Annotated in this window: 11 protein-coding genes and 1 riboswitch; of the genes, 8 read left to right on the top strand and 3 right to left on the bottom strand. The window is 46.0% G+C overall.

Annotated elements, in window-relative coordinates; all coding sequences use genetic code 11:
* Positions 1–15: 15 nt before the first annotated feature.
* Genes NLX78_RS03710 through NLX78_RS03695 form a run of 4 tightly spaced genes read left to right on the top strand, consistent with a single transcriptional unit; the run spans position 16 to position 4199 of the window.
* Complete coding sequence (locus NLX78_RS03710; RefSeq protein WP_254325511.1) at positions 16–741, top strand: phosphonate ABC transporter ATP-binding protein; 726 nt, start codon at positions 16–18, stop codon at positions 739–741.
* Positions 738–2072 (top strand): hypothetical protein, encoded by a 1335-nt coding sequence (locus NLX78_RS03705; protein WP_323873410.1) that lies wholly within the window; start codon positions 738–740, stop codon positions 2070–2072. The genes NLX78_RS03710 and NLX78_RS03705 overlap by 4 nt, the downstream gene beginning before the upstream one ends.
* A 1-nt stretch (position 2073) precedes the next feature.
* Positions 2074–2772, top strand: a complete 699-nt coding sequence (locus NLX78_RS03700) for a response regulator transcription factor (protein ID WP_007432526.1) — start codon at positions 2074–2076, stop codon at positions 2770–2772.
* A complete protein-coding gene (locus NLX78_RS03695; protein ID WP_023988959.1) occupies positions 2769–4199 on the top strand; it encodes a sensor histidine kinase in 1431 nt (476 codons plus the stop codon). Before NLX78_RS03700 ends, NLX78_RS03695 begins: the two co-directional genes overlap by 4 nt.
* An 80-nt stretch (positions 4200–4279) precedes the next feature.
* On the opposite strand, the gene NLX78_RS03690 is transcribed toward NLX78_RS03695, so the two are convergent.
* Positions 4280–5506: a glucose-1-phosphate adenylyltransferase gene (locus tag NLX78_RS03690; RefSeq protein WP_254349637.1), complete on the bottom strand. Its 1227-nt coding sequence runs from the start codon at positions 5504–5506 to the stop codon at positions 4280–4282.
* A 236-nt stretch (positions 5507–5742) separates the two neighbouring features.
* Here NLX78_RS03690 and glgB point away from each other — a divergent pair, with 236 nt between their 5' ends.
* Together glgB and glgA are read left to right on the top strand one after the other, a co-directional pair.
* Complete coding sequence (gene glgB / locus NLX78_RS03685; RefSeq protein ID WP_254349636.1) at positions 5743–7665, top strand: 1,4-alpha-glucan branching protein GlgB; 1923 nt, start codon at positions 5743–5745, stop codon at positions 7663–7665.
* 21 nt (positions 7666–7686) lie between these two features.
* Positions 7687–9129: a glycogen synthase GlgA gene (glgA, locus tag NLX78_RS03680; RefSeq protein WP_254349635.1), complete on the top strand. Its 1443-nt coding sequence runs from the start codon at positions 7687–7689 to the stop codon at positions 9127–9129.
* An 86-nt stretch (positions 9130–9215) separates the two neighbouring features.
* On the opposite strand, the gene NLX78_RS03675 is transcribed toward glgA, so the two are convergent.
* Together NLX78_RS03675 and NLX78_RS03670 are read right to left on the bottom strand one after the other, a co-directional pair.
* Complete coding sequence (locus NLX78_RS03675; RefSeq protein WP_254349634.1) at positions 9216–10277, bottom strand: glycine-rich domain-containing protein; 1062 nt, start codon at positions 10275–10277, stop codon at positions 9216–9218.
* A gap of 51 nt (positions 10278–10328) precedes the next feature.
* Positions 10329–11507: a M20 family metallopeptidase gene (locus tag NLX78_RS03670; RefSeq protein WP_250261217.1), complete on the bottom strand. Its 1179-nt coding sequence runs from the start codon at positions 11505–11507 to the stop codon at positions 10329–10331.
* Between the two features lie 148 nt (positions 11508–11655).
* Here NLX78_RS03670 and NLX78_RS03665 point away from each other — a divergent pair, with 148 nt between their 5' ends.
* Both NLX78_RS03665 and NLX78_RS03660 read left to right on the top strand, forming a co-directional pair.
* Positions 11656–13119: an ABC transporter substrate-binding protein/permease gene (locus NLX78_RS03665; protein ID WP_165176986.1), complete on the top strand. Its 1464-nt coding sequence runs from the start codon at positions 11656–11658 to the stop codon at positions 13117–13119.
* Entirely contained in the window at positions 13106–13828 is a 723-nt protein-coding gene (locus tag NLX78_RS03660; protein WP_061828246.1) for an amino acid ABC transporter ATP-binding protein, read from the top strand. The genes NLX78_RS03665 and NLX78_RS03660 overlap by 14 nt, the downstream gene beginning before the upstream one ends.
* 231 nt (positions 13829–14059) lie before the next feature.
* A riboswitch (cyclic di-AMP (ydaO/yuaA leader) is annotated at positions 14060–14233 on the top strand.
* Positions 14234–14237 lie beyond the last annotated feature (4 nt).

The following is a 14237-nucleotide window of genomic DNA, read 5'->3' as shown; positions in this document are numbered from 1 at the left end:
AGGGGAATCACTTAGATGATTAAAATTCGGAAGCTGACCAAGCAAGTGGGGCCTGAACGGACCCAGCTACTTCGAGGAATTGATGCTGAAATTCATCAGGGCGAATTCATTGCCATAGTGGGGCCAAGTGGAAGCGGCAAAACAACGCTGCTTCGCTGTCTTGCTTTACAAGAGCCATGGGATGAAGGCAGTTTAATTGTAGGTGGCAATGATGTGCTGAAATCCGGGTGGACGGGCAAGAAGAAAATAAAGCGGGAATGGGCATACCTGGAGCAAAACCCGCATCTAAATATGAATCGAACCGCTCTTAAAAATGTGCTCATTGGCAGATCCGGTCAAACTCCAATGTGGAGAATGGTGACGGGTATGGTGCGTTCCGACGATTATATGGGAGCGATGGACGTACTGGAGGATCTGGGTCTGCTGGATAAGGCGCATGATAAATGTGACAAGCTCAGCGGTGGCGAGCGGCAGCGGGTAGCGACTGCGCGTGCTCTCGTGCACGGAGCTAAAGTTATTTTAGCTGATGAGCCTGTAAATGGACTTGATCCAGCTTCGGCAGCGCATGTATTGGAGACCTTTCGCAAGCTGTGTTCTGACGAGCGGGTGACGATCATGACTGTATTGCCGCTGGAAATGGCTGAACGCTTTGCTTCCCGTATATGGGGGTTGAATGATGGTGAATTGGTGTTTGATATTCAGGGAAGACGATTGACACAAGCAGAAAAGAACAAATTGTGAAGGGGACGGCAAGAGAAGTGAATATAATGCTGTTAAGAATGGTGGCTGGCTGCTGTTCCTTGCTGCTCCTTGCTGGATTTTTAAGCGGCTGTAATGTTATTAGCGATCCCATTTCGCTGATGGAGACACCGACGATGTCTGACGAGAAACAGCAGTTGAATGGTGCAGTGAATACGCAGCTAGGGGCGGTACAGCCTTTAAGGCCGAATGACCCAGATGACCCGACACCAATTCGGACGGGTGATCTGAACAATGATGGCACAGACGAAGCAGTGCTCTTTTATGAAACACCAGATGAGAGCGTAAAAATACATGGTGCCTTGTTTGAAGATCAGGGCGGAACGTGGGTAAAGAAGCTGACGTTTGATGGGGAAGGCACTGTGCTGGAGTCATTTAAGCTCGTGGATTTAACGAATGATGGAACACTCGATATTGTAGCGGGTTTTTCCAGCGGAGATAGTGGCGATGGCGGGGATCAGAAGGGACTCATCGTGTATTCCTATACCGGAGGAACTCTGGAGAAAATATATGCTACAGGTTATACGGACTTCGTCGTAGATGATTTTAACCATAACAAGATGGACTTGAACGGGGATAATTTGAATGATTTGACGATTATCACGCTGCGACGTAATGAATTCTTTACTGTTAAAACGTTTCAATTCAGTGGGGGAACCTTTAAGGAAATCGGATCGTTGGATTTGGACAGTCAGGTCTTAAGTGTCTATAATGTCGTTGCTGGCAAGGTAGCCGAGGGTAGGCAGGGGATTATTATAGACACCAAAATTGCCCAGACCACTACCGTTTCCAATGTTATTGTGATGGATCACGGCAAGCTCAGGAAGCTTAATCTTATGGATGTCACCTTCAAGGATGCGACCATCGCCAGTGGTGATGTGGATGGTGACGGCATTCTGGAATTTGGTAATTTGGAGAAGCCTAAAGGTTGGAGTAACAAGCCGCTGGATGAGGTTCCATATTTTGTGTCGTTCTATCAGTGGGACGGGGCGAAAGGGACGCTTTTTAAGCAGCAGCAGTATCGTGATTCTAATGAACAGGTCTACTTCAGATTACCGAAAGAGCTGCATGGCAAGGTGACTATTGATCCGAAAGTTTCGAAGAAGGACAGTTATTTGCGCTTCATTTTGGATGATACAGACAAAACGATAGCGGAAATTAAATTTTTCTCGTTGTCACAATGGGAGCGAAACAACGAAGGTTATAGCCAACTGTGGAGAACGAATGCGCAGGTCATTGGCATTAAGCGATCCAGTGAGCTGGAACCGCGTAAAACCATTAAAAACAAGATGGGGGAAAGGCAGGTAGAGTAGAGTGAGTAAAGTTTTAATCATGGAAGACGAGGAATCCATTCGCAGCTTTATCGTCATTAACTTGAAGCGTAACGGTTTTGAGGTGTTGGAGGCGTCGGAAGGGCATGAGGCTCTGAATATTTTGAACACGGTGCGGGATATTGATATTGCACTGCTCGACGTAATGGTACCTGGTATGGATGGTTTTGAGGTCTGTCGGAGAATCCGGGAAACGAATGAGCGCATCGGCATTATTTTTCTCACAGCGAAGGTACAGGAGCAGGATAAGGTGTATGCCTTGTCTGTAGGGGCCGATGATCATGTGAGCAAGCCTTTTAGCCCGACGGAGCTGATTGCACGTATTCAATCGTTATTGCGTCGGGTGAATGTACATCGTGAAACAGCAGCCAAAGTATCCTTCCAATCCGGACCGTTCACGCTAGATTTGATTGCTAAGCAATTTAAGAAGAACGGGCAGCTGATCGAGTTGACACCGACTGAGTTTTCCTTGATTCAATTTTTTCTCGAAAAAGAAAACACGCCGCTCAGCCGAGATGTTCTACTTGACCACGTATGGGGCAAGGAATATATGGGCGATCCGAAAATTGTGGATGTGAACATCCGACGTCTGCGGCAGAAAATTGAAAACAATCCTTCCGAGCCAGCTTTTTTACAAACAGTCTGGGGACATGGATATAAATGGAAAGGTCAGTCTCAATGATCAAAAAGGGGATTCGCCGACAGATTGTGCTTCACTATTTTTTCGTAGTGTTCTTGGCGCTTCTGTTAGTAGAAGTCATTTTTATGTTTGCACTCCGGTCGTACTATTACGACTCCATTTACAAACATATCGAAAGCCGTATCGAATCGGTAAGTGAATTTGCACCCAAATTCAAAGAGCCGGAACAGTCTTTGCAATCGTATTTGTTAAATACATTTTCTCTGCCCTTCACTGAACTGCAATTGCTCGATGAACAGGGAAATGTAATTGATAACTCGACGAATTTTGCAGCAGATCTAAGTGTGCAAACAAGTGATGTCACACAAGCATTAGCTGGAGATACAGGCAAATGGATCGGAAAGCAACCGAGTACGGGGCAGCAGGTGATGGCGGTATCTCAAAAACTGGACAATATCGTCGGAGACCAGGTGTATGTTATTCGGTATACGACTTCGCTGGAATTGGTAAATGATAAGCTGTTTACGATTACGCTGTTTTCTCTTGGCATCATGGCAGCTGTGCTGGTTATTGTATTTGTAGTCAGCACAGGGCTCGCGAATTCCATTGTTAGACCGATTAATAATATCCGCGATGTATCTGCTCAGATGGCTCAGGGGAGGTTTGATGCACGCATTGAAGGCGATTATCGTTATGAGTTGGGTGAACTGGCTTCGACTCTGAACTATATGGCACAGGAAATTGTCAGAACAAATCAAATCAAGGATGATTTTATTTCATCCATATCTCATGAATTGCGTACTCCACTTACATCTATTAAGGGTTGGAGTGAAACGTTAAATTCTGGCGGATATGACCCGGAAGAGACGAAAATCGGGATGAAGATTATTTCTAAGGAGACCGATCGGCTGATTGGCTTGGTGGAGGAAATTCTCGATTTTTCCAAGTTGGAACAAAATGCCATGAAGCTTGTGATGGGAACGGTGGATCTACGGGAGCTTTTACAGGAAATTATGCTGAACGTATGGGCCAAGGCAGAAATGAAGCAGATAAAACTTCAGCTGGATTCGGAGGAAACGGCATATCTCGTCCATGGAGACGGTAACCGTCTAAAACAGGTGTTTTTGAACATTGTGGATAATGCTATCAAGTTTTCGCATGAAAGTTCGATTATTTTTCTGTCTCTACAACGGATTGATGGCAATATCGAGATATCCGTACAAGATACAGGGATTGGAATTAGTGCTGAAAACCTTGCCAGAGTCAGAGACCGCTTTTTCCAGGTAGACCACCAAAACGGTGGTACTGGACTGGGATTGGCAATCTCGCAACAGTTTATCGAGCGCCATCATGGTCAGATGCTCATCAGAAGTGAACTGGGGGCTGGAACTACCATTACGGTTTCATTACCTGCTCTGCAAGCAGAGCAATCCGTGGAACCATCACAACTTACTGAAGGACAGATTTAAAGCCTACTTATAGGTGTAATTAGAAAAACAGCCAGTCCTCTCAAATCGGGAGGGCTGGCTGTTTTTAATTTGGGGTAACGTTATGAAGTAAAACCTTCGGCACGCAAGCGTGTATTGCGCTCGTAAGCTTCTTTCAGCATACGTGTAGTTTGCGGTCGTACCGCCATTTTACCAAATACCGTTTCATTGGGTCCGATGACCATAATTTCGCCCGGTTTACCTTTAATGACAGCACCATCGCGAATCACAGCACCTTCACCGATAATCGCATGTTCAATATGGACGTTACGTCCAATGCGTGTGTCAGGCATAACGATACTTTCTTTAATGGCTGAACCTTTACCTACCTCGACACCACTAAATACAACGGAGCGTTCTATCTGGCCCTCTACTTGGCAGGAATCATGCAACAAGCTGCCCAATGGTTGTGTTTGACGGTTAGGTACCTTTTGTGCGCTCAACCTCGTGCGGCGTTCACGTGTATACATCGGCCAGTCCTTGCGTTGAAGGTCGATCGCACAATCTTCGTGTAACAAATCCATGTGTGAATCCCATAGGCTTTTAACGGTACCTACGTCCTTCCAGTAGCCCTGGAATTCATAAACGTACAAGGATTCTTGGTCCGCCAACATTTTAGGGATGATATCTTTACCAAAATCATGACTGGATTGAGCATCCTGTGCATCTTCTAACAGGTAATTTCTCAAGTAATCCCATTTGAAAAGGTAAATCCCCATTGAGGCCAAATTACTTTCCGGTTTCTCCGGCTTCTCTGCAAATTCTGTGACACGCAGATCTTCATCGGCACTCATAACACCAAAACGGTGTGCTTCATCCCAAGGTACCTCCATGACAGAAATGGTAGCCGCAGCTCCTTTTTCCTTATGGTAGTTCAGCATTTCACGATAATTCATATAGTAGATATGATCACCGGATAAAATAAGCACATGCTCCGGATTTTGGCTGTCAATATATTCGATATTCTTATGAATAGCATCTGCCGTTCCTAAGTATTCAGCGTTACCTGTGTTATAAGATGGAAGCAGGGTAATTCCCTTGTCATCTGTTTTTGTAAGACCCCATGGTGTTCCATCCCCGATATGTTCGTGCAAGGATTCTGCCTCATATTGCGTCAAGACACCTACAGTATCAATGTCTGAATTTACGCAGTTACTGAGAGGAAAATCGATGATCCGGTAATGACCGCCAAAAGGTACGGCGGGTTTTGCAATCGTTGAAGTAAGGGGAGCAAGACGGCGTCCCTCTCCGCCTGCCAGCAGCATGGCAATGCATTCTTTATTAAACATTTCGTTTCCCTCCCGGTTTAGTTGTCAGTGTAGTACATACATAAACGGTATGGGGTACTCTTGAAACCATAAGGTATATAAGATTCCCCCAAAACTAAGGTTTATTTTTTTCCTAGTCATTTTTCTGTTCAATGTGGCTAGAATGGGGTAATAACTCAAGTCAGCTTTGACCCAAAAGCGAATGCATTACCGATTCATACATTTTTACTTACAAAACATATAAGGGTGGTGACGTGATGACAGACCAAACTCTTCCGCAACAGGCTATTTCATCGGAAGATATTTATTTGTTTCATGAAGGAACGCTTTATCACAGCTACCGATCTTTGGGTTCCCACCTTACTGTGGAGAACGGAGAACAGGGCGTCCGCTTTACGGTCTGGGCTCCTCATGCTCTCCATGTCGGGCTTGCTACAGATCGCAACAACTGGAATGGGGAACAGGATTCCTTATATAGGGTTCCCAAATCCGGTTTTTGGAGTCGTTTTTTTTCGGGGATATCCCAAGGAACTTTTTACAAATACGACATTACGGGTGCAAACGGTGAACGATTTCTGAAAGCAGACCCTTACGCGGTACGTGCTGAAGTGAGGCCAGCAACGGCTTCTGTGGTAGCTTCTATAGATGGTTATGCTTGGAACGATGCGATTTGGCGCCGAAAACGTAGAGCACCTTATGGAAAGCCTCTGCACATATACGAGCTTCATCTGGGCACTTGGAAGCAAAAAGAAGATGGTACGTTTTATACATACAGGGAAATAGCTGAGCTTCTTGTGCCTTATGTGACCGATATGGGGTATACACATATTGAGCTGATGCCGCTGAGTGAGCATCCGTATGATCTTTCCTGGGGCTACCAGCTTACCGGATATTTTGCACTCACAAGCCGTTATGGAGAACCACATGATTTTATGTATTTGGTGGATCGTTGCCATCAGGCCGGAATCGGAGTGCTGATGGATTGGGTTCCAGCCCATTTTGCAAAAGATGCTCATGGATTAAGGCTGTTTGACGGATCGCCCCTGTTCGAATACGCGGATCCGCTGATTGCGGAAAAGCCCGGCTGGGGAACGCTGACGTTTGATTACAGTAAGCCGGAGGTGCGTTCTTTCCTGATATCTAATGCGCTATTCTGGATGGATGTGTACCATATTGACGGCCTGCGCGTAGATGCTGTGACAAGTATGCTACGGCTGGATTTTGAAAAGCAGGACGGTCAATATCGTTTTAACTCTAAAGGAGGCATTGAAAATGAGGAGGCTATTGCCTTCCTTCAACAACTGAATGAAACAGTATTCCGCTATTATCCGTATGCTCTGATGATGGCAGAGGAGTCCAGTGCCTGGCCGATGGTGACTTCCCCGGTAAGCGATGGAGGACTCGGTTTTAATTACAAATGGAATATGGGCTGGATGAACGATACGCTTGATTATATCGAAACGGATTTCGATCAAAGGCCAGAGCGCCATAATTTGCTGACATTCCCCATAGCTTATGCGTACAGCGAGAATTTTACACTGCCGTTGTCGCACGATGAGGTTGTTCATGGTAAGAAGTCGCTGCTTGATAAAATGCCAGGTAGCTATGAGCAAAAATTTTCCGGGCTTCGAGCGCTTCTCGGTTACCAAATCACCTCACCGGGCAAAAAGCTCTTATTTATGGGAGGGGAATTCGGCCAATTCATCGAATGGAAGGATGAAGAGCAGCTTGACTGGTTTCTGCTGGATTATGACAGTCACCGTTCGCTGCACGCTTATACGAAAGCGCTGAATCATTTGTATATTCAGGAAAAGGCGTTATGGGAACTGGATCATTCGTGGGATGGATATCAGTGGATTGAAGCGGAGGACCGTGGGCAGAGCGTAATTACGTATTTACGTAAAGGTAAAAAGCCGGGAGATACACTGGTCGTGCTAATTAACTTTCAGCCCGTGCCCAGAGAGAACTACCGAATTGGGCTGGAAAAGGCCGGGAGTTATATCGAACTGCTGAACAGTGATCATAAGGACTTTGGGGGAAATGGCCAGCTAAATACCGGAGTGATACGGACCGCCTCCATTCCTTGCCACGGACAGCTTCACAGCTTGGAGGTGACCATACCACCCTTAAGCATCGTTGTACTCAAGAAAGCGCCTCGGAGGCCTAAAAAAGCAGATTAAACACATAAGGAGGAAGCACATATGAACATTTTGTTTGCGGCAGCAGAAGCACATCCATTTATTAAAACAGGCGGGTTGGCTGATGTCATTGGCGCATTGCCGAAGGCACTTCGTCAGGCGGGGTGCGACGTCCGAATCATTTTACCTAAATATGCGGGGATTCCCGATACTTATAAAAAGTCTCTGCGTCCGGTAGCGGTGAAGCAAGTAGCCGTAGGCTGGCGTAATCAATATTGCGGAATAGAGGAACTGACATTAGACGGAATCAAGGTTTATTTTATAGACAATGAGTATTACTTCGGTCGTGACGGTATTTACGGTTATATGGATGATGGCGAACGTTTTTCCTTTTTTAACCGGGCGATTTTAGAAATGCTGCCTGAACTGAACTTTCGGCCGGATATTTTGCATTGTCATGATTGGCATACGGCAATGGTTCCGCTGCTTCTGAATGCCGATTATCGACATTTGCCCTTCTACAGCGATATTCGCACGGTGTTTACGATACATAATCTGCTGTATCAAGGGGATTTTCCATATGAGGTCTTAACTGAGCTGCTCAACCTGGATGGAAGCTATTTCACCCCCGAGGGTGTGGAGTATCATGGCAGACTGAATTTTATGAAAGGTGGGCTTACGTACTCGGATCATGTCACGACCGTGAGTCCAACCTATGCAGAGGAGATTCAAACAGAATTTTACGGATACGGGCTGGAGGGTCTGCTTCGTAAATTGGGAGATCAGGGTCGCTTAACAGGGATTGTGAACGGAATTGACACCAAAAGCTACAATCCTGCCACGGACAATCGTATTTATACGAAGTACCGCACGAGTCTGACAAAGAAAAAGGAAAACAAAATTGGCCTGCAAAAGGAGTTGGGTCTGCCGGTGCGGCCAGACGTACCTATGATTGCCATGGTAACCCGGCTTGTAGATATGAAGGGGCTAGATCTGGTAACGAGAGTGCTTGATGAAATCCTGTATTATGATGATATCCAGTTTGTCGTGCTGGGAACAGGGGATCCGGCTTTTGAGCATTGGTTTCGTGAGGCAGCGGGACGCTATCCACTGAAAATGTCGGCGCAGCTCGCTTTTAGCGAACCTCTGTCACGAAAAATATATGCGGCAAGTGATATGTATCTTATGCCATCAAGGTTTGAGCCTTGCGGGATCAGCCAACTGCTGGCGCTTCGTTATGGAAGTATCCCTATTGTGCGAGAAACAGGGGGTCTTAACGATACTGTGCAGACTTACAATGAGTCCACAGGGGAAGGAAACGGATTTAGTTTCACGAACTACAATGCACATGATATGCTGAACACTATTCGTCGTGCTGTTCATTTTTATCGCCAATCTGAGCATTGGTCGAAACTTACACAGACGGCTTTTGCAGGAGAATATAGTTGGGATGTTTCAGCTAAAGCGTATATGGATATTTACCATTTGCTAACAAAGACGGACTGAACAGAGTAGGAACACCATAGTCATGTTAATGAAAAAGGGAATCCCTTTAGCCAGTGTTTGGCTGAGGAATTCCCTTTTTGCTATGATCAGTCGCCCCCGCCACCACAGCTGCTTCCACATGAAGAGCCGCTGCTACACGAAGAATGACTACCAGAATCGCCTGAATCATGGTGAGAAGAGCCTCCATGATGAGAACTGTCATGGGAGGAATGATGGTGCGAGTGATGTGTATCCCAGTTCGAGCAACCGCTTGCCGAGCTACAGCCGGATGAGCTAGCTAATGCGGCATTACCTGTAGCATCAGGGTGCATGTGTACGGCAAATTGTTCAGGTTGATACCATGAATACCACACAACAGCTAATAATAAATAGTCGACCTGTAAATAGTTGACCTTAGGCAATTGCTTCCCCTCAGGATCATCCACCGCTTTATTCACCCGGTCGCGCAGATGTTGTACAATCTTATGAACCGCTTGTTGGGCCTGCTGTGAAATGGCTGTATTCTCCTGTGTATTCCAGCGGTCACCTGCTGGCTGCGCCGAAGTTGCGAGTTTATAATAGCGCGAAAGCTCGTCGTTCGGTAATGGATGATTAAAAAAAGTACCCCACAAACTGGCGCTATAGCGGTTCCAGCCAAAGCATTCCACATACAACCAGTCAAACCACGCCCGCTCCTCAGGCATCGGCTTAGAGCCGCCGGAATGGGGCACATGGTGAAGCATACGACCAAAAAAAGCTTCCGAGAATTGCTGATATTCGCGGGTAAACATCAACATTTCGTGCCATAATTCATCCACATCACTACTGAACATAGGCACTCTATTCATAATCGCGCATAGCATAAAATATCGTTTTAGCTCATGCCAGCGCCAATCATATTCTTGGTCCGTCAGCTCTGGGTGGGCTTCCATTACACGACTCCTTACGCAATGAGCATAGGAGGCGGGAATGGATTGCTCCAGTAGCTGCATCAGCTCTGTAATCTCTGGATGACGCTCCTGCGCAATGGACGAAGGAGAAGGGGAACTGAGGAAAAAAGCATTCCGGCGCCGTGTTTTTCTGTTTCCCCGGTTCCTGCGTATTGCACGGAATATAAACCAAAAAATGATGAGGTCCACCACAATAAACAACGTCCAAAAGCTGCTCATACTATCCATGATGGCTGGCTGCTCCTTTCTGAAAGAACACGGAATTAAGATTTAGCTTTCGTTATTCAGCAGAGAGAATTCTTTTTTTATTTGGGCTAGCAGTTCAGGATTCGTGATTACATCGCAAGCAGTCCATGCCAAGGTTCTCGCAGCCAGCAGCATTCCTTCCATGGCCCGGTCCTGCATCGCCAAATCGCGGAATTCTGGTGTATGCAAGGCATGCTTCTCGTCAATAACTTGAATGTACGGATGGATAGCAGGGCAATGAAGCGATACATTTCCGATATCCATGGAACCGTGATCTTCACCTTCCGTTATATCTTCTTGCGAAATGCCAGCCTGCACCAAATTTGCGGTAAATGCATCGGAAAGTACACGGTTCGTGACCATTTCATCATAAGATGTCTCATAATTGGAGGTCTCCAAACGACACCCGGCCTGTAAAGCAGCTCCTTCAGCAATTTGAATAACACGGCGAGTCAGCGGGTTCAGTTCTTGACGTGTAGCGGCCCTCACATAAAATTGGGCTGAGGCGTAATCAGGAATAATATTGGCTGCTTGCCCACCCTGATTAATGATCCCATGGATACGCACTGTACTTTTTACTTGTTGACGGAACGCATTGATGCCATTGAACGTTTGAATTACAGCGTCCAGCGCGTTAATGCCCTCGTGCGGGCTGGCAGCCGCGTGGGCGGATTGACCAAAAAATTCGAATTGTACAGCATCAATCGCCAGCGATTTGCCTGATTTTTCGTAACAGTCATAAGGATGCGTCATAAGTGCTATGTCGCAATCATCAAACAACCCGGCAGCGGCCATCGGGACCTTTGCACCGCGTGTTTCTTCGGCAGGTGTGCCATATACCCGTACTTCTCCACCGGTTTCGTCGATGATCGACTTGAGGCCGACGGCAGCACCTGTACTCATCATACATATCAAATGGTGCCCACAGGCGTGTCCTAGACCTTTCAGAGCGTCATATTCTGCCAGAAAAGCGACAACCGGTCCGGGTTTTGCAGATTTGTAAGTTGCAATAAAGGCTGTTTCTATGCCCAATACGGGTGCCTGGACCTCAAAACCGTGAAAAACCAGTTCTTCTTTTAAACGGGCAGCGGCCAGAAATTCCTCGTTACCAAGTTCAGGATTTGCGCCAATATATAACGAAATGTCCTTAAACCGTGGGGCATGCTGCTCAATTGTCTTTTGAATGGTCTGCTTAAAATCCATGCTGAAAACTCCTTTATATAAACTGTAATGTAGGTACTGCGTTAGGTATGCTGAAATTGTACTATAACATTCATTGCATAATCATGCATATTCATTTATAATGACACAATCTTATTTATTATAAAGAATTTAAGGAGAGAAAAAAAGATTGAAAAAGGCATATCGTTTTACCGCCCTGGTTTTGTCGGCGGTTATCTTGCTGTTGACTGGCCTTCCCATGCTCACTGCATACGGAACGGAAGCAAAGCCACAGAAAAAACTTGTAGTGGGCATGAGTGCCGACTTTCCGCCGTATGAGTTTCATAAAGTCATTAACGGTAAGGATACCATTGTTGGGTTCGATGTGGATATCGCCAAAGAAATCGCCAAAGATTTGGATGCGGAGATGGTCCCTGAGGACATGAGTTTTGACTCTTTGCTGCCTGCTTTGCAAAGTGGTCGTGTAGACTTGGTACTGTCCGGTATGACACCGACGGATGAGCGGAGAAAGAGCATTGATTTTTCAGATGTATATTATCGCTCCAAGCAAGTCATTATGGTACGTCCAGAGGATAAAGACAAATATCCTACGATGGATACTTTGAAAGGCGAGAAGATTGGTGCACAAAAAGGGAGTATTCAGGAAGAAATTGCTCAAAAAGTACCCAATGCCACTGTAACCTCACTGGACAAAATATCCGATCTGGTACTCCAGCTGCGGACCCAGCGTATCAACGCTGTTGTGATCGAAGATACGGTTGCTAAAGGATACACGTTAGATGGTACCGTAACACTTGCCAAGGCGGTGCCTGAGGATGCCGGAGCAGAAACAGCAGTAGGTATACGCAAGGGGAACGCAGAATTGCTTGCCTCTGTAAATAAAACGTTGGCTCGCCTGAAAGCGGACGGGTCGATTGAGAAGTTTTCCACAGAAGCGAGCGCGCTCTCTGCAGATCGACAGGTTTCTTCTAATAACATCGTAGATATTTTTTGGAAATACCGCAGTTTTTACGCTACGGGTATCGGCTACACTCTGTTGCTGTCTGCACTCGGAGTACTGTTTGGATTTATCATTGGTCTGATCGTATCCTTGCTGCGGATGAGCGGTATACGCATCATTGAGTGGTTAGGTACCACTTATGTGGAGATCCTGCGTGGCACACCTATGCTGGTACAACTTATGATCATTCACTACGGGGTTGCTTTGACGCTGGGTGTCAATTTTACCCCACTCCAGTCTGGTATAATCACATTGTCTCTGAATAGTTCAGCATATCTGGCTGAAATTTTCCGGGCAGGTATCCAGGCAGTAGACCGTGGACAGATGGAGGCTGCTCGTTCGTTGGGTATGGGACGCGGTAAAGCTATGCGTCATGTCATTTTGCCGCAAGCGTTTAAATCTATTTTGCCTGCTATCGGTAATGAGTTTATTACGATCATTAAAGAATCCTCCATTATTTCGACCATTGGGATGGTGGATATTATGTATCAGGCCCAGGTCATTAAGAACATCACCTACGAAGGATTAAGTCCGTTCGTAATCGCAGCCGCTATTTATTTTGTAATGACATTCAGCTTGTCTAAGCTGCTGGGTTTATGGGAAAGGAAGTTGAGAGCCAGTGATCACCGTTAAACAACTGCGTAAATCGTTCGGTAAGAATGAAATTTTAAAAGGCATTGATATAGATATTGCCAAAGGTGAAGTTGTCGTCATCATCGGCCCCAGTGGTTCGGGGAAGAGTACGTTTTTGCGTTGTATGAATCTGTTGGAACAGCCTACAGACGGGGAGATTTTATTTGAGGGCGAGCCGATTACAGCTCGTGGCCATAATATTAATGTAACCCGGGAGAAGATGGGGATGGTGTTCCAGCATTTTAATCTTTTCCCGCATAAAACAGTGTTGCAGAACCTGACACTTGCCCCAACACAGGTTAGAAGACAGTCAGGGAAGGAAGCGGAAAAAATTTCGCTAGAACTCTTGCGTACCGTAGGGCTTGAGGATAAGAAGAATACCTATCCGAACCAGCTATCCGGAGGACAGAAGCAACGTATTGCGATTGCGCGTGCTTTGGCCATGCAGCCGCACGTAATGCTGTTCGATGAGCCGACTTCTGCATTGGACCCTGAAATGGTTGGAGAGGTTCTGGATGTAATGAAGAAGCTCGCCGAAGGCGGCATGACAATGGTAATCGTGACGCATGAAATGGGCTTTGCCCGCGAGGTAGGCGATCGAATTATCTTTATGGATAACGGTCAAATTGTAGAGCAAGGTACACCAGAGCAGGTATTTGGCACTCCAAGCCATGATCGCACCCGTGATTTTCTTGCCAAAGTATTGTAAGAAAGTGCTGATATAATCTATAAAAAAAGGCCCTCCGTTTGACGGAGAGCCTTTTTTCTTTTTGTCACCATTTCCCCATACTTTCGTAACAAATATCGATTTCTTGATGACAAAATTGTAATGAGTATAGTATGATATTCAAGGTTACCAACATTTTCATGCGGATAAGGTTACAAAATTGTGATATTATGCAGTAAGCCAAAACTTACCGGGACAGCATGCGGTTAAGACAAACACTGAATGCTGGGTCCAAACTATGGGAAGTGCGGGGGACGTAACAACGGCAGTCATTCCGATACGTCATAAGACGATGTGGAATATGCCTAGGGGTGAATTGCACAAGCATAGGGCTTCTCCTGAGTCCGAATCCGACAGCTAACTTCGCAGGCATAACAGAGGAGGTACATAT

The sequence above is a fragment of the Paenibacillus sp. Lou8.1 genome (assembly GCF_024213565.1).
GTDB classification, from domain to species: domain Bacteria; phylum Bacillota; class Bacilli; order Paenibacillales; family Paenibacillaceae; genus Paenibacillus; species Paenibacillus polymyxa_B.
The sequence above is the reverse complement of the archived record's forward strand: the minus strand, read 5'-3'. Positions and strand labels throughout refer to the sequence as shown.